The sequence below is a fragment of the Pseudoalteromonas sp. 10-33 genome (assembly GCF_001469195.1).
Classification (GTDB): Bacteria; Pseudomonadota; Gammaproteobacteria; order Enterobacterales; family Alteromonadaceae; genus Pseudoalteromonas.
On record NZ_LOFI01000024.1, the window covers coordinates 78,540 to 101,807 of the forward strand.

The 23,268-nt window shown below is 38.9% G+C and carries 19 protein-coding genes and 1 pseudogene; 7 read left to right on the forward strand and 13 right to left on the reverse strand.

Going from position 1 to position 23,268, the window contains the following annotated elements; translation table 11 throughout:
- The first annotated feature begins 111 nt into the window (after positions 1–111).
- On the forward strand, positions 112–780 hold the full coding sequence (locus tag ATS76_RS12780) for a hypothetical protein (RefSeq protein WP_058552455.1): 669 nt from the start codon (positions 112–114) through the stop codon (positions 778–780).
- 236 nt (positions 781–1,016) lie between these two features.
- Here ATS76_RS12780 and ATS76_RS12785 read toward each other — a convergent pair whose 3' ends face one another.
- Positions 1,017–1,733 (reverse strand): SIMPL domain-containing protein, encoded by a 717-nt coding sequence (locus tag ATS76_RS12785; RefSeq protein WP_010556584.1) that lies wholly within the window; start codon positions 1,731–1,733, stop codon positions 1,017–1,019.
- 113 nt (positions 1,734–1,846) lie between these two features.
- On the opposite strand from ATS76_RS12785, the gene ATS76_RS12790 reads away from it, so the two are divergent.
- Positions 1,847–4,516: a bifunctional acetate--CoA ligase family protein/GNAT family N-acetyltransferase gene (locus ATS76_RS12790; protein WP_058552456.1), complete on the forward strand. Its 2,670-nt coding sequence runs from the start codon at positions 1,847–1,849 to the stop codon at positions 4,514–4,516.
- 59 nt (positions 4,517–4,575) lie between these two features.
- On the opposite strand, the gene ATS76_RS12795 is transcribed toward ATS76_RS12790, so the two are convergent.
- Genes ATS76_RS12795 through ATS76_RS12805 form a run of 3 tightly spaced genes read right to left on the reverse strand, consistent with a single transcriptional unit; the run spans position 4,576 to position 9,716 of the window.
- Positions 4,576–9,084, reverse strand: coding sequence for an EAL domain-containing protein (locus tag ATS76_RS12795; RefSeq protein WP_058552457.1), 4,509 nt, complete (start codon positions 9,082–9,084; stop codon positions 4,576–4,578).
- Between the two features lie 24 nt (positions 9,085–9,108).
- Positions 9,109–9,510, reverse strand: a complete 402-nt coding sequence (locus tag ATS76_RS12800) for a GNAT family N-acetyltransferase (RefSeq protein WP_058552458.1) — start codon at positions 9,508–9,510, stop codon at positions 9,109–9,111.
- A 2-nt stretch (positions 9,511–9,512) separates the two neighbouring features.
- The gene (locus tag ATS76_RS12805; RefSeq protein ID WP_024596204.1) at positions 9,513–9,716 is read right to left on the reverse strand and encodes a DUF3283 family protein; all 204 of its coding nucleotides are present in this window, start codon (positions 9,714–9,716) and stop codon (positions 9,513–9,515) included.
- Positions 9,717–9,841: 125 nt separating this feature from the next.
- On the opposite strand from ATS76_RS12805, the gene ATS76_RS12810 reads away from it, so the two are divergent.
- The gene (locus tag ATS76_RS12810; protein WP_058552459.1) at positions 9,842–10,540 is read left to right on the forward strand and encodes a hypothetical protein; all 699 of its coding nucleotides are present in this window, start codon (positions 9,842–9,844) and stop codon (positions 10,538–10,540) included.
- Here ATS76_RS12810 and ATS76_RS12815 read toward each other — a convergent pair.
- The 4 genes from ATS76_RS12815 to zntR all read right to left on the reverse strand — a co-directional run bounded on the left by ATS76_RS12815 (position 10,537) and on the right by zntR (position 13,667).
- On the reverse strand, positions 10,537–10,782 hold the full coding sequence (locus tag ATS76_RS12815) for a DUF1289 domain-containing protein (RefSeq protein WP_058552460.1): 246 nt from the start codon (positions 10,780–10,782) through the stop codon (positions 10,537–10,539). The two genes, ATS76_RS12810 and ATS76_RS12815, sit on opposite strands and share 4 nt — an antisense overlap.
- Before the next feature lie 112 nt (positions 10,783–10,894).
- Positions 10,895–12,019 (reverse strand): 1-acyl-sn-glycerol-3-phosphate acyltransferase, encoded by a 1,125-nt coding sequence (locus ATS76_RS12820; protein ID WP_058405892.1) that lies wholly within the window; start codon positions 12,017–12,019, stop codon positions 10,895–10,897.
- Positions 12,020–12,178: 159 nt separating this feature from the next.
- Entirely contained in the window at positions 12,179–13,270 is a 1,092-nt protein-coding gene (locus ATS76_RS12825) for an SO_0444 family Cu/Zn efflux transporter (protein ID WP_058552461.1), read from the reverse strand.
- A complete protein-coding gene (gene zntR / locus ATS76_RS12830; RefSeq protein WP_058552462.1) occupies positions 13,257–13,667 on the reverse strand; it encodes a Zn(2+)-responsive transcriptional regulator in 411 nt (136 codons plus the stop codon). The genes ATS76_RS12825 and zntR overlap by 14 nt, the downstream gene beginning before the upstream one ends.
- Before the next feature lie 102 nt (positions 13,668–13,769).
- Here zntR and ATS76_RS12835 point away from each other — a divergent pair, with 102 nt between their 5' ends.
- Positions 13,770–14,714: a D-2-hydroxyacid dehydrogenase gene (locus ATS76_RS12835; RefSeq protein ID WP_058552463.1), complete on the forward strand. Its 945-nt coding sequence runs from the start codon at positions 13,770–13,772 to the stop codon at positions 14,712–14,714.
- A 227-nt stretch (positions 14,715–14,941) separates the two neighbouring features.
- Positions 14,942–15,322, forward strand: coding sequence for a DUF3192 domain-containing protein (locus ATS76_RS12840; protein WP_058405812.1), 381 nt, complete (start codon positions 14,942–14,944; stop codon positions 15,320–15,322).
- A 41-nt stretch (positions 15,323–15,363) separates the two neighbouring features.
- On the opposite strand, the gene ATS76_RS12845 is transcribed toward ATS76_RS12840, so the two are convergent.
- From ATS76_RS12845 to ATS76_RS12855, 3 genes and pseudogenes are all read right to left on the reverse strand, one after another.
- On the reverse strand, positions 15,364–16,263 hold the full coding sequence (locus ATS76_RS12845) for a diguanylate cyclase (RefSeq protein WP_058552464.1): 900 nt from the start codon (positions 16,261–16,263) through the stop codon (positions 15,364–15,366).
- A complete protein-coding gene (locus tag ATS76_RS12850) occupies positions 16,253–20,041 on the reverse strand; it encodes a hybrid sensor histidine kinase/response regulator (RefSeq protein WP_058552465.1) in 3,789 nt (1,262 codons plus the stop codon). Before ATS76_RS12850 ends, ATS76_RS12845 begins: the two co-directional genes overlap by 11 nt.
- A 65-nt stretch (positions 20,042–20,106) precedes the next feature.
- Positions 20,107–20,526 (reverse strand): annotated as a pseudogene (locus tag ATS76_RS12855) (PhoH family protein); the annotation flags it as partial.
- Positions 20,527–21,028: 502 nt separating this feature from the next.
- Here ATS76_RS12855 and ATS76_RS12860 point away from each other — a divergent pair.
- Positions 21,029–21,550: a DUF305 domain-containing protein gene (locus ATS76_RS12860; protein ID WP_008128012.1), complete on the forward strand. Its 522-nt coding sequence runs from the start codon at positions 21,029–21,031 to the stop codon at positions 21,548–21,550.
- A 1-nt stretch (position 21,551) separates the two neighbouring features.
- A complete protein-coding gene (locus ATS76_RS12865) occupies positions 21,552–22,283 on the forward strand; it encodes a MauE/DoxX family redox-associated membrane protein (protein ID WP_008109669.1) in 732 nt (243 codons plus the stop codon).
- A gap of 215 nt (positions 22,284–22,498) precedes the next feature.
- On the opposite strand, the gene ATS76_RS12870 is transcribed toward ATS76_RS12865, so the two are convergent.
- Complete coding sequence (locus ATS76_RS12870; protein WP_235590935.1) at positions 22,499–22,852, reverse strand: hypothetical protein; 354 nt, start codon at positions 22,850–22,852, stop codon at positions 22,499–22,501.
- 44 nt (positions 22,853–22,896) lie between these two features.
- Positions 22,897–23,268, reverse strand: coding sequence for a hypothetical protein (locus tag ATS76_RS12875; RefSeq protein ID WP_058405798.1), 372 nt, complete (start codon positions 23,266–23,268; stop codon positions 22,897–22,899).

Here is a 23,268-nt window from a genome sequence, read left to right on the forward strand (position 1 = left end):
ATAGAGTTAACTAAAAGGTCGCTTATGCGGCCTTTTTTGTATTTTGTATCTTATACCTATTCGCAATAATAGGTTAAGCTAAACAAAAAGGTATTTAGAGGCGTAAAAATTATGGAATTATGCATACAATTACTTAACGCACGCATTTCAAAGCATCAGTTAGATGAGCTAGATAATGATTTTAAGCAGTTAAGTCCAGCCCAACAAACACAGCAGCTTAATCATCTTTACGAAAGCGCTTTACGTATGAGTATTAAGTACGACTTTATGCAAAATGTAGCAACACGTATTTTAACAACCAATACGCCACCTGCACCTTTTATCAATCAGTTAACAACCACAGATGCCTTGACGTTTTTTACGCCTGCGCTTAAGGAAAACCAGGGCTTTTTAGCACAAGACACCCAAGGTAATAACGTGTTACACACTGTATTTAAACACGCTAATGCCCAAAAGCTGGCGTTTAATTATGTACGCTCATTAATGTTATTTGAGTCTAACGATGACCTAGTAAAAGCGCTTGCCCAACCCAATGCTCGAGGCCTAACACCTGTTGCTTGTTATATTGCGTATGCAAATAAACCAAACACACCGGTTAAGCATGAATTTTCAGCACTGTTAGCTCTGATGGAGATAGAACAAAAACAAAACCCAACAGCTAAACAGCAGCTGGCAAATATATTAAAAGGCATGAGCCTTAACGAAACCAGTATTTTACTTAGTGCTGCATACCTGCAACGCTCAACCGCGCAAGTGGCACATTTAGTTAAAGCGGTTTAGGTCATGATAACCTTGGTGAATTAAAAGTAGCCCACGCTAAGGGCTACTTTCCGGGGGATGAGATTTATAACCGAGTGAGCTAGATTTACCCCCTCCTAACGGCCCTCTTGTCAGCGTATGCTTTTGACTATATTCGTTATTAATTATTTATGAGGAATAACTCACCCTGATAGGTTATTCCCTACATAAATACTAATTACACCGCTGTAAATTTAATCTCGAATATTATATAGCCCTTAGTCGTTTAAGTAATATTCAACGGTGGTTACTACTCTTACGTTTTTTATTTGTGGTGTATTTGAATCGCGGTTAGTAATACTAAACTGCCCTTGGCGAGCTGTTTTTATTTTGCCTAATTTTGAATTGGAATCTCTTGCAAACTTGTTAGCCACTTCGCGCGCTTTTTCAGTTGCTTGTTGCACCATGGCCGGTTTTACATCGTTTAGGCCTGTGAAAATATACTCAACACGTGTTTCGTAACTATCTTGCACTATGGCAATATTTTGTTTAGCTAATTGGCTTACTTTGCTCAGTGCATTTTGTACCTTGTCTACAGCGCTAGAATACACAGTCATATTTGAACGAACAATGTACCTAAATTGCTGGTTTTCATTGCCGTACTCGCGCGCCTGTTTATCGACAATCGATTGGCTACCAAGTGATATTTCGGCGTCATCAAAACCATGCAGTTTTAAAAATGCGATCACGGCGGCGTTTTTTTTCTCAACCCTATTCACTAACTTTTCAAGGTCGTTGTCTGCATCGCTAAATTGCAAAGGCCATATAACAGTATCGGCAATTACCTCTTGCTCTGCTAGCCCTTTAACTTGTACGGTGCGCTCCATTTCTTTTACATTGAGTGCTGCACTTTTTAAAATAAACCCTAAGCTAATTAAGCCTAGGCTTAAAAAAATAGCCGCCAGCACAGTGTGAAAACCAGGTGTTTTAATCACAGAACACTCCTTGATTGATATCAATAATACGCATCTATAAACTCGAAATAACCTTTCAAACAGAGTACATTGAGACAATACATAACGCAAAATTTTAAAGCTAAGGAAACGCAATGAGCCTAAAGCGAATTAGTCAGTTTTTTAACCCAAGCTCAGTGGCAGTAATAGGTGCGTCAAATAACGCCTCTCGCGCCGGTTTTGTCGTTATGCGTAATTTGTTACAAGGCGGTTTTAAAGGGCCGATCATGCCTGTAACGCCAAGCTATAGTGCTGTTCATGGTGTACTTGCATACTCATGTATTACTGAGTTACCTAAAGTGCCTGACCTTGCCGTTATTTGTACCAATAAAAATACTCTGTTAGACATCATTAGCCAACTTGGCGAGCTGGGCTGTAAAAGCGCTATTATTATTGCCGATGGCTTAACGAATGATCAAAAAAGTATGCTAAAAACATGCGCTCAAACACATAACGTTACTTTGTTAGGCCCTAATAGCTTAGGGCTATTAATTCCCCATATTGGTTTAAATGCCAGCTTTTCTCATACAGTGGCAAGCCCGGGTAAAATTGCATTTGTATCGCAATCTGCAGCGGTATGTTCAACCATATTAGATTGGGCTAAAAATAAAGATATTGGCTTTTCGTACTTTGTTTCTGTGGGTGGGTGTTTAGATATAGATTTTGACGAGCTGCTCGACTTTTTAGGGCGTGATGCAAAAACTAAAGCCATTTTGCTTTATATTGATAACATTGAAGATATTCGTGGCTTTATTTCTGCAGCAAGAGCCGCTGCATTTAGTAAACCCGTTATTGCCATAAAAACAGGAAAAACAAATGCTGGCGCTCTTGCGGCAGAGATCCATACCGGTGGAAAACAAAGCTCTGATGCCGTATACGATGCGCTCTTTCAACGTGCGGGTATGCTGCGCGTTAACGACCTACGCGAGCTATTTGCAGCAACACAAACACTAGCAATGCACCCAAAATTATTACAAGTTGAACAGCTTACTATTTTAACAAATGGTGGGGGGCCGGGTGTTATGGCGGTTGATGAGCTAATTCAACGTTCTGGAAAGTTAGCGGCGCTTAGTAGCGAAACACGCAGTGCGCTTAATCAAGTTATCCCCCGCTCAGAAACAACCTCTAACCCAATTGATATTTTTGGTGACTCAGCACCAGCGCGTTACAAACAAGCATTAGAAATATTATTGCATGCAAAAGAAGTGAAGAACTTACTAATAATACATACACCATCGGCACTGGCGCCAAGTGAAGACTATGCCGATGTTATTGTTCAAGCGCTGCAAACGTTGCCAAAAATGGTTCGTCCTTATGTGTTTACCAACTTTATGGGAGAAGATGCCTCTTTTGCAGCCAGAAAAATATGCGCTAACAATGCAATTCCTACTTATCGAACACCTGAAGGGGCTGTTGGCGCGTTTATGCACTTAGTAACGTATCGTCGAAACCAAAAGCATTTAACGCAAACACCTGAGTCAAACACCGACGATGCAAAAATAAATAAAGCCGCCGCTACAGCATTAATCTCTGAATTTTTAGACGAGGAGCAAACCTATTTACCCACTCACAGTGCAAGCCAGATATTAAGCCACTACGGTGTTGAATGCATTGAAACTAGAGTAGCTTACACCCCAACCGAAGCTAAAGAGCAAGCCATTGAACTTGGCTTTCCGGTCGCACTTAAGCTCATAAGCCCAAGTATTGCGTCAAAGTCTGAAGTCGGTGGCGTGGTATTAAACCTAAATGATGCAAGTGAAGTTGAACAAACGGCTTTTGCGATGCTGATTCGTATTAAAAATACTTACCCAGATGCGACGATTGATGGGTTTTCCTTACAAAAAATGGCCCCTCGTGCAGGTGCTAATGAATTGCGTATTGCCATTAAAACAGAGCCTAATTTTGGCCCCGTTATTTTACTTGGCGAAGCAGGTACCGGGCTTGAATACGCTCAAGCTGCAGTAGCCCTCCCTCCCCTTAACATGAACCTAGCTAAGTATTTAATTGCCGCAGCTCACGATAAAGGCGTGCTTAAAGATCGCATTTTGCCCGAAAAGGTCGACAAATATCGTTTATGCGCGTTGCTCACACGGATTTCGCAAATCGTTGTGGATCAACCCGATATCAGCGCAATGGAACTTAACCCAATACTTGCAAGTAACGGGCAATTTTTAGTACTTGATGCCACCATAACGCTAAATCGATACCAGTCAAAAAGTAACCGTAAACGGTTATGTATTCGTCCCTACCCTATAGATCTTGTAGAGATAGTAACCCTTAAAAATAATACCCAAGCAACGCTAAGGCCTATTAAACCTGAAGATGAACAGGCCCATAAGGCATTTGATCAATCACTTAATAAAGAAGATCGTTACAAACGCTTTTTTGGTGAGTTACCTCAGTTTAATCATGACCAACTCGCAAAAATGACTCAAATTGATTACGACCGCGAAATGGCATTTATTGTTTGCCAACGCTCAGAGGGAAAAACACGTACCTTAGGGGTTTCGCGTGTAATTATGGACCCTGATAATATACACGCAGAATTTGCTATTGTTGTACGTTCTGATTGCCAAGGTCTGGGCCTTGGACGAATATTAATGAACGCAGCAATTAATCACTGCAAACGCCAAGGCATTGAATGGATTGAGGGCATAACATTACCAGAAAACACAGGGATGATTGAACTCGCCCGTAAGTTGGGCTTTAAAGTTAGCCGCGATTTTGAAGAAGGCAGTATTAACATGGTACTCAACACAAAATAATACAACGCTCAGGCAAGGCGCAAAGCGCCTATACCTGGGTTTATGAGGTTTAATGTTTTTTAGCTCTCGCTAAAAGTACCTTGCCAGTCACGTGTTATAAGCGCAGGAACATCTAAACTAGGCACCGGCTTACTAAACAAATAACCTTGAAAATGTTTACACCCTAACGCGCTTAAAAATGTAAGTTGCTGCTTACTTTCAACACCTTCCGCAACGCACTCTTTTCCTAAACTATGCGCCAGTGTGAGTGTTGATTCAATAATGGCCTCATCATCAGAGTCAATACCAATGTCTTGAACAAAACTTCGGTCAATTTTAAGCACATCAATAGGAAAACGCTTTAAATAAGTAAGCGATGCATAACCAGTCCCAAAGTCGTCCATATACAGCTTACAGCCTAGCTCTTTTAACTTTTTCATACTTTGCAGTGCAAGGCTCGAGTCGCGCATTAAAATAGATTCGGTTATTTCAAATACAATCGCCTCCGATGGCACATTAGCATTAATAAGTGCTTTTTTTATCTCTGGCACGAGCTCTATAAACTCAAAATCTAAAGCCGATAAGTTAATTGATAAATACAACTCGGGCGATACTTTTCGCCATTTATTAAGCTCTGTTAATGCTCTTGCAAATGTTTGCAGCATTATTTTAGTTATTAACCCAACACCTTCAGCCGCAAGAGAAAACTCCTGCGTTTCAATAAGCTTATTTTCAGGCCAACGTAGTAAAACCTCAAAGCCCTCTGTTGTATAAGTTTGGGCATTTATAATAGGTTGATAGTAATTACAAAACTCATGCTGTTGATAAGCTTTTGTCAGCTGCGATTCTAAGTGAAGCGCTTTTTGAACATGCTTATTCATTTCTTGTTTATAAAATTGATAATTACTCTCAAGCGCTCCCTTGGCATGGTAAAGCGCAATATTAGCGGCCTTCAACAACGCACTACTTTGCGTTGCATCATCGGGAGAAATAGCAACACCAATGCTTAAATTAATATTTACCACTTGCTCGTTAATGCTGATATTTTGGTTCACGCAATCCATTAGCTTTGTGCAAATAAGAAGCACTTCTTCAATTTGTTGAATATCTTCAACAAGCACAACAAATTCATCTCCTCCAAACCGTGCGATACTGTCTGAGGAACGCAATGAACACTTTAATCGCTCGGCTACTTTTTTAATAAGTTCATCGGCGGCCTCATGCCCAAGTGAATCATTAAAATATTTAAAACGCTTAATATTAATATGTAATAAAGCAACTTTGCATAGGTGCTTTTGAGCTTGCTCAAGAGCATGTTCAACACGGTCATTAAACAGGGTACGATTAGGTAATCCCGTTAAAACATCAAAATTAGTTAATTGGTGTAACTCACTTTCGGCCAATTTTTGTGCGTGTATATCAGTTAAAATTATCACGTAACTACTTAAACGTTGCTCTGTATCGGCAACCGCGCTTATTTTTACTAACACATGACGCGTTTCGCCGTTATGAAGACACACAGTGTCTTCGCAGGAAAAATGCTCTCCCTCCGAAAGCTTTTTCATAATACGTAAGTAATCAACACGATTTTTTGGCGACATCCCCAGGTTTAGCGTTCGGCTTGAGGTGGGTTCTGCAGCAAAGTTAAACGCCGTTTGTAACGACTTATTAGAGGCACGTACATTAAAGTTTTTATCGAGAATAAATACCCAATCACGGGTTTGCTCAAACGCAGCGGTAAATAAGCGAGCATGTTCTTCGTAAACCATCTCACGGGTCATATTAGTATATGTACCCGCTACTTTTTGGGGCGTTCTTTCATCCCACTCAACCACTTTGCCAAAGTCTTTATACCAACGCCAATAGCCTTTGGCATGACGCACACGGTATGTGCAGTTAAAGTAGCCTTTATCGGTAGATAAAAACTCTAGCCACTCTAAACGAAATAATTGCTTATCTTGAGGATGTATTTTAGCTAAATATTCATCCAGGTTAACAGTATCATTATTGTAACCAAGCTCATTACTTAAGCGAGGCTGGTAAATACTTGGATTACTTGACTGCCAATCCCATACACCCGACTCACTGCCCTCTAATGCGAGTTTTAAGCGCGACTCACTCTCTTTACTTTCTTTATGAGCGGCTAACAAAATACGTTGAATTTTATTACGTCGCCTTACCCACATTGCAATAAAAAATAAAAATAACGCGGCATACAGCACCATAAAATAAGGGGCGCGCCAAAGGGGATATTTAACCTTTATTTTTAATGTTGCAGGCTTGGTATAGCTTCCTGTTAACGGGTCTTTTGCCCATACTTTTAATGTATAGTTACCCGGGTTTAACTTAGGAAAAAGGACCCGGTTATTGTTACGCGCATAAGTTTTTTGCCCGTTATCGAGCTGATACTCGTAAATAATGCGTTCTTGATTGCTAAAAGCCATTGCAGAAAAAGCCACTTCAAGACCAATATCATCGTGGTTTAATATTATTTCATTGAGGGGCTGTCTTAAATCGCGCGATAATTCTCGCGACATTAAATTTACTCGCGTAATATTTACATGCTCTATTAGCGGTTGGTAACTTTGGTTTTCCATTGGATGGAAATACGTTAACCCTTTTAAACCGCCATATACTATTCGTCCGCCTTTAAGCTTAGCCATTGCAGAGCTATTAAACTCAGCAGATAAAAGTCCTTCTGCTGTACTAAACTGCTGAAAATGGTGTGTTACAGGATTTAAACGCCATATCCCTTTATGACTGCTCATCCAAATCATGCCATCATCGTCAAGCACCATGCTATAAAGTAATGTCCCTAGTTTGTTTTTATCTAGATCAATAGTATGCACATGCTCGTAGGTCGATGAGTCAATACCTATCAAACCAAAGTTAGACAGTGAGATCCATAAAACATCATTATTGTCTATCACGTATGAAAGCACACTTATCGCAACGTTTTCATGCTGCTTAGGTACTTTATAGATCATCTTTAACGCTAAGTTAGTCGGATTTAATTGATATAAAATACCCGCATTAAAAAATAGCGGCCAATCGGGTTTATTTGGTAAAGCAGGTAAAAATCCATGCGCTAAAAACGGGTTAAACTGTGCTAATCCGCCCCCCAATCGAGTGACAATTTGACTATCTATGTTGTAAACAAATGCACCGTGATCACGATGCATAAAATATAAATCGCCGTTAGGCATTAAAGTAACGCCATGTACCCAGCCAGTTATATGATCTTGGTTTGCTTTATTTTTTGTTTTTGGCTCACTCACTTGATAAGTATTTGGGTCAAAAATGAGTAAACCTCGGTTTGTATTCAGCCAGAGCTTATTGTTATAGGGCATTATTTGCCAAATACTAAAATCGCTGGTGTATAGGTCAGCCTTGTAATCTTTTAAGTAAACCTTGCTGGTATTCGTTTTTAAATCAACTTCAGTTAATCCATTATTTGTCGCAAGCCAAAGCTTTTCGTTAAATTCGGTTATTCCCCATATCGAATGGTGGGATAAACCGTCTCCTCCTAATAAACTGCCATCAACATTATTAAAATGATATGTATCTTTAGATAGATAAAAAGCACCATCACTTTTTGTAGCAACCCATACCCCCCCGGTCTTATCTTTAGCCATATCAATAATACTGGTATCGGCAAGGGTATACTTACTCTGTGTAATTCGTGTGTTTTTTATCAATTCACCCGTATTTAAATCAAATTTAAATAGCCCTTTATCTGTAGCTAGATCTATTTCACCTTGGTTGTAATCTATCTTCCACACATTAAGGTCGGCCAGTAATACCTTATTTTTAAAGGCAATATCAGGACGCTCAAACATGCTTGGCAAATCGCTAATATCAACCTGATACATCCCCTTTACGGCCCCCACTAATAACTGGCCATTTTCTCCCAACGCAAACGACTTCACGTTGTTTTGATAAATATGATCAGCCTCACCCTTTAAATGCTGCAGTGGACGGGTTAAATTATTTGCAATATCATAAACATAGGCGCCATGAGTGGTCGCTATAAAAATATAGCCATTGTAATGAAATAAACTTCTGACTAAGGTGTTTTTAAATTCACTGGGTAGCTCAAAAATAGACTCAATAACCCCTGTTTGTACATCAAGTCTTGCAAAATCTCGGCCTCGTCCAATCCACAAAGAATCTGAGTCTGCAGCCACCATACTAAAAACTGATTGATTAAAAATTTGTTCTTCATTACTGGGGGGATCTAAAAACTGCTTGTAAGTGTCAGTAGTTGGGTCGTATCTAAAAAGCCCCTCAAGTAATGAGGCAATCCATATATACCCATCTAAGCCTTGGTATATACGATCAATTATTGCTTCTTCAAGCTCACCATTAGGGCCATTAATAGGCGTTACTTGATAGCCATCATAACGATTTAAACCACCTTCGGTAGAAAGCCATAAATAACCATTATTATCGATGAGTATGGTGTTAACGTAACTTTGAGATAAACCTTCACTAGGAGATAAACGCTTTACTTGTGCACCAGCCTGGTAACTAAAAATAGTTATTAAAACTACTAAGCAACTTAAAATCCAATTAACGCCCTTACTCATGGTCATTCCATATCGTTTTTTATTTTATGGGTACTCTAGTGCGACAATGTTTCGGTGCTTATACATATCAAAAAGTACGTGTATTTCAGGAGTATATGTTAACACTTGGTTAAAACCAATACTGCGGTATAAATCGGCAATGTTTTTAAATGCAAAGGTATAAACATGCATGTGCTGATGCGTTAAAAGATCGGTTATTAATTGTTTTGCCACCCCTTTTGAGCGATGTTCTGGCGCAACATAAACCGTAGATAAAAACAAAAATGTGGCTTTATTTTGTAGCCTACAAGCGGCCACTACGTGTGTGCCTAAATAAATAACCCACACTTGATCTTGCTTATTAGCACGTCCGCTAACCCCATGGACTTTGTAAAATTTATTCACTAAGGGTGTTTTTACTTTGTCTAATAATTGGGTGGTATACATTTTTAACTAAGCATTAATGCTAAATATTGCTCAAACTTTTGCTTTAACACCATTTGCTCCGCAACGGGGCGACTATGGATTGTGTTATAAACTTGCTCACGCGTTTTTTTATTGCGTTTAATCTGATAGGCCCAAAATGAAGCCTCATAATCGAGCTGTATTTGATATTTTTCTTCACGCGGTAATAAACACAAGTTAAAACTCACAGGTTTTCCTCATTATTTGAATTGTTACAGTTTCTAGAACGACTCTTGAATTGCTGGGCAAAAACCAAGCATATTGCTATTATACGCGTCTTATTAATTTATCTCAGCTGTAATTGGAAATGATAATGCAAAGACGCTGTAGTATGTTGTTTCTATTAATTAGTTTAATATTTAGCGCAGCCAGTTATAGCAACCAAAATACGCTGACATTTAATCGCCCCGATAACGTCTCGCAGGCAAATTATGTATTAGAGCTCCTTAATCTTGCCTATAAAGAAATAGGCTACGATATTCATCTTATCGATTTTAGCCCCCAAAATGCATTACGAGCTGCCAATAATGGAGTGCTTGATGGACAACTTGGCCGAGACAGCAGCATAGAAATTGATTTTCCAAATCTACTGCGCGTAGACTTCGAATTATTCAAATTTAAGTTGCTGCTTTATAAAAATTGCCAACAAAGCATATTGGAGCGGCTTGATAATATTGCTATTTTAGCTAATTGCCCAATACAAGCCCAATATATAAAAAATACGCATTTTGATGGCAACGTCATTGAAGTAAAAAATTTAAGCACACAGCTAAACTTACTTACCCAAGGAAAAGTGAAAGGCATATTGTTACTTGATTTTGCATCAGACAACCAGCCAACAAACCAACATGGTATTTGCTATCAAAAAGAAGTGTTACGTGTAACGCCTGTTTACCATTACTTAAATAAACGACATGCGCACTTAATTGACGGGTTAAAAACAGCCTTAAATAAACTTCATAATAATGGCACCGTTTATGCGCTCAAAGCCAAATATAATATGTATGATTAAAAATCAAAGCCCTGCTGATGTATTGCGCTATCACCACCCTGTGCTTGCTGTTTCTTGAGTAAATAACGCTTATAACGCTGTTGGCACAAACTGATGACTTTCTTTTTTTGCGCGTTAGTGAGCGAATTCCACATAAACCGTTCATCACGGCTGCGGTAGCATCCTTTGCAGTACCCCCTATTGTTAACTAAGCAAATACTTTTACAAGGACTTGGAATATCAAATATTTCAATTTGTTGCATCGTATTCGCCGCTCAATTATGGTCTTGTATTTAGTATAGCGTTATTTTTAAACAAAAAAAAAGTAGCAATATTATTGCTACTTTATACACAATTTATTTAACGCTAATAAAGTTAGGGTCTCGTATTTATTTGTGCTTTGCGATGAAATGGTTTGGCGTACATCGCTAATACAAGTGGCTTAAGCTCTTCAGGTACTTGTGACATTCGTTGTTCAAATGTTGCTGTATCTGGAGAGTTAATTACCGATTCTTTACAGCCACCTGCAATGTAATTGCCTGGGTGTAAGTAAAACGAATCCACTATTTGTTGATCAATTGTAGTGGCTAACTCTTCAGCGCTATCACATTGAGATTCAATAGGTAGTCCAAAAGCAAGGTGAACATGACCTTTTGCCGTACTAAAGCCCTCAACAATACTTAAAATATCTTCACCCGCCGACTTGATATATTCACCATGTTGTTGCTTATGATAAAGCTCTTTAGCTTTTGCTATAGCGCAAGGTTCGTATTGATAAGAAATAGACACGGGGACTACTTTCAACTCTTTAATATATTCACCAAATTCTTTTTTTTGTTTTCGGCCATTGAGTTGTAGCATTTTTAATAGTGCCGGATCGGTTTGATCGAACCCGTCTTTTGCTCGACCTTCTTTTTGTGCAATCCAGATCGAGTGGCCACCCATTAAAGAGTCATAAATATACGATGATAATTGAGTAAGCGCTTTTAACATTTCTTTAGGTGCTTTAGCAGAGCGTTTAACAATAAAGCTTTTATTTAAACGCATTAGCTCTGTTATGTAAGGTATTTGCAGTAAGTTGTCACCAATTGCAATACGCACCGTTTTCATTTTATGTTGATATAGCCCCCAGTTTACAAGTGCAGGATCAAGCACTATATCGCGATGGTTAGAAACAAATAAGTAAGCTTGGTTAGGATCTAGCTTGTCTAAACCTGAAAAGGTAACTTTTGAGGTTGTGCGTTTTATAAGTTTATCTAAATATTTAGCAACCTCATTTTGAACATCTTCAACGTTTGTTACTTTTCCCCACTTTTTGCGTAGTTGGCTTCTTACCAATGGGCGGGCAATAAATGGCACTGCTGATAGAAAGCGCGGTAAGTTATACTTAGCAATGACATCTATAAATGCATCATCACTCATTAAACGCGCTAGCGATGCGTTAACCTCATCGTCGTTGTAAGGTCTTATGTCTGCGTACTTGTCTTCTAATTCACTCATTACTGCATCTATAAAGTTAAAAAACGGCACGTAAAATACGTGCCGTTTGCATTATTGGTTCGAGTATAACTCAGGCAAACTAAAATGCGAACTAAGTCAGACTATTGCAATTTAATACACACTAATAAGCAAGCTTAAAAGTACTTATATAACAATAAATTAAGAAATGCTCTTACCAGTTACCTTTCGCTTTGCCTGTAGTGCTATGACAACCAAACGCAGAATAAGTGCGATTAAAATTACACCACAAACAAAGCTTAGCCAATGGGGTAATACTTGATGCTCTTCACCTAGTAGGGGGGAAACAACGAAACCAAACTCCATTACTAAATAATCCGTTAAAAAACCAAAAATCAACGCAACCCCAATAACCCCTATGAGATAGGCGAATACAGCACGCTTACCAAGCTCATTAGCAACCACACCTAACGTAGCAATATTTGTTGCCGGCCCTGCGAGCATAAACACTAACACCGCTCCCGGTGATACTCCACTCAATAACAAGCCTGCAGCAATAGGCGTAGATGCAGTGGCACAAATATACATGGGGATACTGATCAAGATCACCACTAGCATAGTCAGAATCCCACTGCCCCACTGTGTTAAAAATGACTCTGGAACATAAGTTTGTACCAATGCGGCAAAGAATAAACCAATCATTAACCAGACCATGGTATCTGATAGTAGTTTATTGCAGCTAAAACTTATCGCTTGTCGTATCTTCTGCGATTGACTTTGCAATGCCTTGTTTGGTTTATCACAACAACTGGTTTTAACTTCTGGCTCCGCCGTTTTAGACGCACAGCAACTGATTTTTGTTTGCGTATCTGCCGTTGGCTTTGTCTGCTGCCTATCAGTATCTCGCCCCACTAACACACCTGCAACAATAGCACTGCAAATCGCAGCTATGGGACGAATAATAGCCATAAACGGACCTAATAACGCATACGACACAGACACAGAATCAACACCTGTTTCAGGCGTCGATACTAAAAACGCTGTAGTCGCACTTTTTGAAGCACCTGCGCGTCTTAAGCCTATTGCAGCAGGTATAACACCACATGAACACAACGGCATCGGTGCTCCAATTAAAGCCGCTTTCACTGTGGTCAAAAAGCCTTCTTTACCCAAATGTTTATTTAAAAAATTGGCCGGTAAATACACATTTAATAACCCAGCAATCAGCAAACCCAGCATTAACCAAGGGGCAGATACTAAAAACAACTGCCAAAAATTATTAAGTAAGTCCATCGATGTCCTCCAAGGTTGTTAATATTGAACAGTTGTCAGCGGGCTCTTGTCCGCCACAGCACTTATCAGCAAGTACCGATAGCGATTGATGAAAACGTGTTAGCTCAGCAATGCGCTCTGCAACTAGATCACGTTTTTGTATCGTTAAATTTTTCACTTCATGGCACGAATGCTGGTGTTTTTTAAATTTTATTTGCAGTAACTCTTTGATCTCTAACAAGCTAAAACCAACATTTTTAGCACGTAAAATAAACTTCATTTGCTTCAGTGATGCCTCACCATAATCGCGATAACCGGCTTCTGTTCGACTTAATGGCGTTAACAAATTGTGTTTTTCATAGTATCTTAGGGTATCTGTTGAGACACCTAACTGATTTGCAAACTCACCTATTTTCATTTGTTTCTCCAATGAGTGTATTCTCAACTGATGCCAACTATAAACCTTAGAGCACACACCAAGGTCAAGTATTAAAATTATTTTATTTAATTAGGATACATCATGAAAATTACCGTTCTCGATAACGCCACATTAGCAAATACATCACTTGCCTGCATAGAGCAGTTGGGAAGCCTTACGACCTATGACCTTACCAGTCCAGAGCAAGTTATTGAGCACAGCAAAGAAGCTGACGTTTTAATTACTAATAAAGTAGTATTAAATCGCGAAACAATTAGCCAGCTAAAAAATCTAAAACTAATATGTGTGAGCGCCACGGGCACTAACAATGTCGATTTAGAAGCCGCTAAAGAGTTTGGCATCGCAGTGACAAATGTTGCTGGTTACTCTACACCTTCAGTTGTTCAACACACCTTTTCTTTAATAACAAACCTACTTGGAAATACTCATCGTTATCAAGCTGATTGCCAACAAGGAGCATGGCAAAAAAGTGAGATGTTTTGTCGTCTTGATTACAGCTTTAATGATTTACAAGGTAAAACACTCACTATTATCGGCGGCGGCACGCTAGGGCAAGCCGTTGCAAAAGTAGCTGACGCATTTGGGGCTAACGTTGTTATGTCTGAGCGCAAAGGCGCAGCGTGTCGTGATGGCCGAACGCCTTTTGATGAAGCCATTAAAACAGCCGATATAATTAGTGTTCATTGCCCACTAACAGACGATACCCGAGACCTAATCACGCTCAACGAATTTAATATGATGAAGCCCAACTGCCTTATTATTAACACAGCACGTGGCGGTATAATTAATGAGGCCGATTTAACAACGGCACTAGAGCAAAACATTATTGCTGGCGCAGGGGTCGATGTATTAACGAAAGAGCCCGCAGAACATTCAAATCCGCTAGCCAATTATAAAGGGGACAACCTATTACTCACACCCCATATTGCGTGGGCAAGCACTGAGTCAATCGTACGATTAGTTAAAGAAGTAAGTTTAAATATAAAAGCGTTCAAGCAAGGAGAATCCCGTAGCCGCTTAGTTTAGTACTTGCCTTAGCCAAGTAACCTGAGCTCTGAATAGTAAATAACTTAATCAGCGCTTAGGTTAAATAAACTAAAAAATGGTTTTTTTTGCTAATTTTTTTATTTTTTAAAATTAAAAAACAACCAGAAAATCATAAGCAATTGATTATAAATAAAATTTAAACTTGGCGTATACTTTGCCTTACTATCATTAATAATTAAGCAAAAACGATTAAGGTACATATAAAAATGAATAAATCTCTACTAGCAGCTGCACTTATTACTCCATTTTTAACGGGTTGTGTTATTGCCGTTTCTGATGGCGAAGCAGAAACGCACTGGGCAGGTAATGACTCAACGAGCTGGCAAACAAAACATAAAAATAATCGCGAAGCTATCTCAGAGCTAAAAATGGATAGTAGTTATCAGTCGGTATTAACAACGCTTAAAACCCCTAACTTTACCGAGTTATTAAAAAAAGGGGATGATGTTTATCAAGTCTTATTCTATGCGACTCATAGTATTCATTCAGATGGGAAAATGACTAAAGATGAGTGTACGCCACTGATATTTAAAAACGATAAACTAATCGGTATTGGTGATAGCGCATTAAATATGGTTAGCCACTAAAACACAAAAAGCGCCAGTACGTTACTGGCGCTTTTTTAATATTAGTGAGCGACCACTCTATTACGGCCTGCCTCTTTTGCTTCATACAACCCTAAATCAGCCTCTTCTAATAATGAATGCTCTGAGGTTGAGCGGCCACCTTCCATGGTTGCAACACCAATACTAATAGTTATGCACTGTGCATTTAAAGATGTTTTGTGCTCTATATTTAGTTCGTTTACTGCGTTTCTGAGCTTATTTGCAAACGCAATTGCTTCCTTTTTCGATACATCAGGTAAAATAGCAGCAAACTCTTCTCCACCATAGCGGGCAATAAAGTCACTACCACGTTTACATTGTGATAAAAGAGATTGGGCAACCTTTTTTAAACATTCATCACCGGCTCTGTGGCCGTATGTATCGTTGTATCGCTTAAAATAATCTATATCCATTAACAGTACAGATAGCACCGAGCCGCCTCGTTTACTTCTTCGCCACTCTCGAGACAAATTTTCATCAAGGTAGCGTCGATTGGGTATTTCAGTTAATCCATCAATGGACGCTAACATTTCAAGTAAATCATTTTTTTGTTTTATCAATAATTGATTTCGTACTCGCACTCTTACAATAGAAGCACTGAATGGCTTAGTAATATAGTCCATCGCGCCGAGCTCTAACCCTTTTGATTCATCAGCATGCTCTTGGTTAGCAGAAATAAAAATAACTGGAATAGCCTGAGTAATAGGGTTTTCTTTTAACTTAACAATAAGTTCAAAGCCGTTCATAACGGGCATTACAATATCAAGTAAAATTAAATCGACATGTGTCGTTCTTACAAAAGCAAGCGCCTCCTCTGCACTTTTAGCTAAAAACACCTCATGCTCTTCACCTAACGTTTTCTCAAGCACTAGCCTGTTAAGAGGATCGTCGTCAACTACAAGCACTTTGGCTTTATTTGACATCAACTGCCTCCAGACCTCTAATAAATAGAATAACTTGTTTCAACTGCATAATAAGCTCTTTTAATATTTCATCTTCAGGATCATTCGTTGCTTTGAGGTTTTGCTCGCATTGCAGTGCACAAGACGATAACCGTTTAAAGCCCAAATTACCTGATACTCCTTTGATACTATGCACTAAACGTACCAAGTCACCTTTAGCGGTACATTCGTCAATTTGTTGTAATTGAGCTTCGCAAAGGTTGGCAAACTTATCCACCATATTGTTCAGTAAGGCCTCATCAGCACTAAACTGAGCTAAGGCAAACGATCTATCAAAAAACATTGTTTTATCTGGAAGTTGTGTATCAGCAATCGCATCAAGCAGTACCTTTGCTACAACAGGCTTAGTTAAATGTTTATTCATACCGCATTTTAGCGAACGCGCTACATCAGCAGGTTCACAATGTGCTGTTAGTGCAAATATAGGTAACTGCTTATCGTCAAACTGTTGACGAATCAATGCCGTAGCTTGGCAACCATCTATATGCGGCATTTGTACATCCATTAATATAAGATCAGGTTTCAAAATCTGCAGTAGCTCCATACCGTCAGAGGCATTAGTTGAAGTTACAACATTTATATTAGCCTTTTTTAGAACACTACTTATAATTTCTAAGTTTAGTTGATTATCATCAATTGCCAAGACCAATAAACCCGATACTTCTTTGTTTGGTTTAGACGCATCTATATTTACATCACTGGCTATGTGCTTTAATGCAGCACTACTGCTCAAATCAAATAATCGCTGCCCTAGCGCAGATGCTTTAACATGCTGCGCTAATAAGCCTTCACTCATTGATGAACTAAAGGTCAGCTGATGATTAATAATAATCACCGATACTGCTTGTGAAGTAAGTGAGTCATGTATTGCTTTGACATTTAATAGCTCAGATAAATCCGCCTCATCAACAATGAGCTGTGTACACCCCGAGAGTTTAATTGGGTAATTCAACGCTTCATCCAAGTCAATACTGGTTAATTCTGAATAGGCGTCTACCGCGCGTTTTAAAGCTCGGCTTCGCTGGGATATAATAGCCAAAGCATCAACAGGCAATAGCTGATTTTTTGTATCATCTACCTGCAAACTAATACTGAAGTAAAACTCACAACCAAGGCCTTTTTCACTGTTTAGGGCTATTTCTCCCCCCATAAGAGAAACCGCATGCTTAACAATAGCGAGCCCAAGCCCTACCCCTTGGTGAATTCTGGTTGATGATTCATCGCCTTGTGTAAATGCATCAAATAAACGCAGTTGATCGTCTTTACCTATTCCGCTACCTGTATCTATTACGCTAAAGCAAATTTCTTGCTCTTGGTTGTTGCCATCGATTAGCTCCATTTTTAAAGTTATTGAGCCTTTATGCGTAAATTTAACAGCATTCGTTAATAAATTACCCAATACTTGTTGCAACCTGATGCTGTCACACACTAAATTAGGGGAAATTAAAGGGTCAACGTCTATAATAAACTCTACACCTTTTTGCTCACACAAAGGTCCGGTTAAGCTATCGCATATATCAACTAATTCAACCACACTAAATGGGCTGAGTTTTAACTCAGCTTGCGCACTTTCTACTCTGGCAAAATCAAGCATACGGTTAAGCATAAGCAATAAGCTTTCTGCTGCTTGCTTGGCTTGATCTGTTTGCTGTAATTGTCTGTTTGTCAGCCCCTGCTCTATTAGCATATCGAGCAAACCTAAAACAGCATTCAATGGGGTACGAATCTCATGACTTAAATTCGCTATAAAGCGACTTTTGGCAAGGGTTGCACGCTCAGCATTATGCTTCGCTTTAGTTAGTGCACTCACGTCTTGTAAGTGGATAACGTAATATGAAGGTTCACGCTTTTCATCCCACACAAGCGATACGCTAAGTTGTAACCAACTCGTCAGCTTTCCTCGTGCTAGTGTTAAATGGTAGACCTCTTTCTTATCATCAAGCAATTGCGCTAACGTTGTTTTAATTTCCAGCCACTGACTGTCGTCAAACAGCGACTTAAGCTGTTCTCCTACCAATACATTGTGTTCAATAAACAGTTTTCGTGCTGCTTTGTTAACTTGCAAAATTGTTTGATCTAGTGATAACAGCACAACACTATTAGCTGCAAACTCAATAGCGCTTCTAAATTTAGACTCAGAAGCTTTAAGCGCGTGTAACGTTTGCTGCTGCTCAGTTATGTCTCTACCAATTCCCATTGTGCCAAGTAAGTGCTGATGTTCATTATAAAAAGGCGCAATCGTTAATTGATAGGACTTATCCTCATTATTAACGCGCTGCTGAACATTACTTCTATTTTGTAACACTTGCTTTTCTAAAACACTTATTTGTTCATGCTCTGTGGTTATATCTTGTATACGCCTTCCCACTAACGCACTTTGACCGCGCCCAATATAAGCTTCAAACGCCTTGTTACATCCTAAAAATGATCCATCAATATTTTTAAAATATATAAAATCAGGAACACTATTTAACATTGTATTAAGTAATGCTAAGTGCCGCTCTTTAGCTTGATAACTTCGCGTTAGTTTTTCTGATTGAAGTTTAAGCTTTTCGTCTAACTCTCGGTTTACTTCCTGCAACGACTCCACCAGCTGTTCATTTTTAGCAAATACGTGCTTAATTTTAGTAAACCAGGGTTGCCAATTAATGGGAATTTGATAATTAGATTGCACTGTAGCGTCGGTATCGCTTTGCTCTAGATAGTGCATTAAATGCGTCATAGGTTTCAAAAATATACGCTGGCTTAACCAAAAAAACACACTAAACATTAAACTTAAAAACAGCGTTAAAAATACAAATTCAAGTAAAACTTCATACCTGATTGTATTTACAAAGTTTGATTTAGGCTCATAAAATGCAGCATGAATAGGCAAGTTAGCTTTGGGCTGCATAAAGAAATTGGTACTGCTAGTTAATACTGTTAACTTTTCACCTGTGGTTGACATTTCAGGCCAATGTTCGCTTAATGTTAATCCCTGAGCTATGGGGCTTTGTGTACTGGCAATAACCTCATCAAAACGATTAATAAATATATATTCACCTTGGCTTGGTGTTATTTTTTTTAACCACGCAGACATAACTTCCACATCATAAATAACAATAATGTAGTCATTTGAGCCTAATTCTCGCTGGCGCCCAATTGAATAATAAGCCTTACCATCTATGTTAACTATAGGGCTAGAAGAGAGTAGATTGTTTTTAAAATCGGGCCTAAAACGCCCTTCAAGAATCTCTGTTAGTAACAGGCTTTTGCTTTTATTTCGTCTTGATACAAATGCAGCACCACTTTCATCAACATAGGCAACCGCAGTAAGTGATTGCATAAGTGCTAACGTAGTATTAAATGATGATCCTAGTTTCACAAGCTGTTGCCACTTTAAAAGCGAGTCTGGTGAAAGGTCAAAGTCTCCTTTTCCTACAATTTCTGTTCCTTGGACGGTAAAGTGCCGATAATAATACCCATCGTATTGATTAATGCCTTCAAGTAGCTTGCTGCTTGGTTTGCTAAAAGTGGGCTGCGCGTATAAATCCAGCATGCTAGCCATTAAATCGTTAATTGACTGCATACCATGGTTTATCTGAGCCGATACATTTAAAAAATCGGCTTCACGTTTTTCAACAGTGCGCTCAAGCTTAATATTGTAAATATGTACACACAGTAAAAATGCAACGATTAAAGGCACCAACAGGGCAACAATTAAAGAGCGGTAGTAATGTTTGAGAGGTAAAAAATTCACGTAAAATCTGCTATTTGGCCCGAAAATCAATCATTAGACTATCGAGCCAAATAGTTAAGCGCAAGTTATAAATTCTCTTCTGCAAATGAAGCTAATCGACTTCGTACAACACCATTGAGGTTTATAGTTGCGCTGCCTTCAAAGTTTTTAAAACGCTCCACAATATAGGTTAAACCTGATGTGACTGGGGTTAAGTAATTACTGTCTATTTGTGCCAAATTACCAGTACAAATGAGCTTGGTTCCTTCACCGCACCGAGTAATAATTGTTTTAAGTTGAGACGCTGTTAAATTTTGGCTTTCATCTAAAATAACAACCGCATTTTGAATACTGCGGCCACGCATAAAATTAACCGACTTAAACTGTACATTGGCCTTTTCCATTATGTAATTTCGGCTAGATAGTGGGTTCTCGTCGCCTTTGTGTAATACCTCAAGCGTGTCGGTAATAGCGGCAAGCCACGGCGCCATTTTTTCCTCTTCCGTTTTCCTAAGATCCACACCTACGTTGTCAAAAAGTTATATTAATACTTATTTACTTAAATCCAAATTATTAATTATTTCCCTTTCAATTTGTATAGCTACAGTAACGTTTCTTCACATAACTCGATAAGCAACCGGAATATGATTTATCTATGGTTTGCATGAATTAACCAATACTTTCCTAATTCAGACTTGCGATGATCGCAATAATCCGATCAATATGAAATCCATCATAGCAGGTAAAACCACTAATAGAAATTTGAAGCCGAAGGCTTGGGTTAGATATAGAGTAACTAACGATCATCATTTCTAACTAAAACAAATCCAATTATCAATATATAGCCTAACAGTGGCGCAAATCCAATTCTGTGTTGGTAAACCATATTCACAATAAGATAATAATGATACTGGCTCATTACTTGCACTTTTTCGAGAACATGACCACATGTAGAGAATAATAGGCTAACAGTGGGAAATATTTACACTATCAATGTAAGGATTACTTATGAAATACTCAAGATTTGCTGCAATGATCATCACCTCAACCATTACTATGTTTGTCATGATGTACCTCAACACTTACGCAGTATCACATATATGGTTTAGTGAAACGCGTATCTATATGGCGTTGTATATGGGAGCAGGTATGGCAATGATCATGCTGGCCTTTATGCTTGGCATGTACAGTAACAAGAAGCTCAACATGGCTATTTTTCTATTGGCGACAATACTGTTTGCCATATGTCTTTATCTTGTTCGCTCTCAAAGCACAATTTCTGACACTGCCTACATGAAAGCGATGATTCCTCATCACTCCATTGCTATTCTTACTAGTGAGCATTCAACTTTGGAGGATGTACGCGTGCGTGAATTGGCAAATGGTATTATTAAAGCCCAACGAAAAGAAATAAAAGAAATGGAATGGCTGATTAAAGATATTTCTGAAAATGGAAAGGTCAGCTCACAAGCTCAGGCTGAGCAACGACCGCTCCCAAAGTTTGAAGGCACACTGAACAAAGGAGACTAAGATGACTAAGACAGCTACCCTGTACAGAATGGTCACTGACGAACATATCTGCCCCTATGGTTTAAGGTCGAAAGATTTGCTGGAGAGGCAAGGGTATGATGTAGAAGATCATAAGCTCACGTCAAGACAACAAGCTGATGACTTCAAAGCTAAGCATGATGTCAAAACTACGCCACAAACCTTTATTGAAGGAAAGCGTGTCGGAGGATACGATGACTTAAGAGAGTATTTTGGTAAAGATGAAGCAGGTCAAACTGGCACAACCTACACGCCCGTTGTAGCCATTTTCTCGATAGCTGCACTTCTTGCTGTCGCATCTCAACATTTTGCTTCCGGCTCATTTATCTCCATCAGAACACTGATGCTATTTATAGCTTTTTCAATGACGCTCTTAGCGGTGCAAAAACTGAAAGACCTATACAGTTTCACAAATTCGTTTATTACTTATGATTTACTAGCGATGAGATGGATAAGATATGGTTATATTTATCCCTTCATTGAAGCATATGCAGGTATTGGTATGGTTGCCCAACTACAGCCTCTCGCAGTGGCACCATTTTCATTGTTTATCGGCACAGTTGGAGCAATTTCAGTTTTCAAAGCCGTTTACATCGACAAACGCCAGTTAAAGTGTGCCTGTGTAGGCGGCGATAGCAGTGTGCCACTTGGATTTGTATCGCTATCTGAAAACTTATTTATGATCGCGGGAGCATTGATTATGCTGCTGATGTAAAGGTATAGCTCTATTCGGCGGCCCCTTAACTGTTAAGATTAGACCTAGGATGCCAGCCCACACCTTTCTAATTCATATGTAACATTTTTCTGTCGTACTGGCATCAAGATAACCAGAACTGAGCAAACAATCTCAAAGGTTGTACAAAATAACACTAAAGTTTTTTCATTAAGTTTTATTGTTATGCTCTTGTGGTGGCTTTCGCCACCACTTTATTAGTCTTCAAGTTCCACCATATCTTTCGCTGCGATGTCACCAGATATTAGTTTTACCGTCGCGAAGTGATCATTTACAATTTTAGTAATTTGTACCGTTCCCACTTTTTCAATAGTGTACGGATCATCACCTTCACCCGGCGCAATTTCCTCATGGAATCTAATAACACTGTATTTTTGTCCAACCTCTGCACCATGTTTGGCACCAATACAAATCAGAGTTCGATCAGTAGACTGCTCAACCACTTGGCCCCTCATCATATTTTTGTGATAAAACGCAGTATTCGAACAGCCTGCTAAAAAGATACCGAATACAACAAGCAAAAGAATTTTCATATTGGATGTTTTCATCATTTTTTCCTCATCTAACTTATTAACTGAGCAAGCTCTTTGGAAGCTTACTTATTTTTCCGGCTTGCACCCGGAGGAACTTTGTGACAACTCCACGGTTTATGAGCAGCGTTGTCTTTAACATTCTGATCAACAAATTTGTAGTAACTTTCTTTAGTGTGCGTCCACCAATCATCATGAACATCGGCACCATGTTTGCGAATAACTTCCTCAATCCCATCAAGGTTTATATTTGCCGCATCATATGCTAGGTGTATTTCACCTTCTTTGATGTTGTAACTGACTTCATCTATACCAAAAAGCTGATCAATTTTTTTTACTAACTCGTCACAGTTTTCTTCTGTGACATTACTTAGTCTTAAATTTCGAACAACTAAATTCTGCTCTCTAACGCCAACTCTATGATCTAAATCGCTCAT

Bases quoted from the DNA above. Each gene is read 5' to 3' on its own strand.
- ATS76_RS12780 (WP_058552455.1), top strand. From the start codon at position 112: ATGGAATTATGCATACAATTACTTAACGCACGCATTTCAAAGCATCAG.
- ATS76_RS12790 (WP_058552456.1), top strand. From the start codon at position 1,847: ATGAGCCTAAAGCGAATTAGTCAGTTTTTTAACCCAAGCTCAGTGGCA.
- ATS76_RS12795 (WP_058552457.1), bottom strand. From the start codon at position 9,084: ATGAGTAAGGGCGTTAATTGGATTTTAAGTTGCTTAGTAGTTTTAATA.
- ATS76_RS12800 (WP_058552458.1), bottom strand. From the start codon at position 9,510: ATGTATACCACCCAATTATTAGACAAAGTAAAAACACCCTTAGTGAAT.
- ATS76_RS12810 (WP_058552459.1), top strand. From the start codon at position 9,842: ATGCAAAGACGCTGTAGTATGTTGTTTCTATTAATTAGTTTAATATTT.
- ATS76_RS12815 (WP_058552460.1), bottom strand. From the start codon at position 10,782: ATGCAACAAATTGAAATATTTGATATTCCAAGTCCTTGTAAAAGTATT.
- ATS76_RS12820 (WP_058405892.1), bottom strand. From the start codon at position 12,019: ATGAGTGAATTAGAAGACAAGTACGCAGACATAAGACCTTACAACGAC.
- ATS76_RS12825 (WP_058552461.1), bottom strand. From the start codon at position 13,270: ATGGACTTACTTAATAATTTTTGGCAGTTGTTTTTAGTATCTGCCCCT.
- zntR (WP_058552462.1), bottom strand. From the start codon at position 13,667: ATGAAAATAGGTGAGTTTGCAAATCAGTTAGGTGTCTCAACAGATACC.
- ATS76_RS12835 (WP_058552463.1), top strand. From the start codon at position 13,770: ATGAAAATTACCGTTCTCGATAACGCCACATTAGCAAATACATCACTT.
- ATS76_RS12840 (WP_058405812.1), top strand. From the start codon at position 14,942: ATGAATAAATCTCTACTAGCAGCTGCACTTATTACTCCATTTTTAACG.
- ATS76_RS12845 (WP_058552464.1), bottom strand. From the start codon at position 16,263: ATGTCAAATAAAGCCAAAGTGCTTGTAGTTGACGACGATCCTCTTAAC.
- ATS76_RS12860 (WP_008128012.1), top strand. From the start codon at position 21,029: ATGAAATACTCAAGATTTGCTGCAATGATCATCACCTCAACCATTACT.
- ATS76_RS12865 (WP_008109669.1), top strand. From the start codon at position 21,552: ATGACTAAGACAGCTACCCTGTACAGAATGGTCACTGACGAACATATC.
- ATS76_RS12870 (WP_235590935.1), bottom strand. From the start codon at position 22,852: ATGATGAAAACATCCAATATGAAAATTCTTTTGCTTGTTGTATTCGGT.
- ATS76_RS12875 (WP_058405798.1), bottom strand. From the start codon at position 23,268: ATGAGCGATTTAGATCATAGAGTTGGCGTTAGAGAGCAGAATTTAGTT.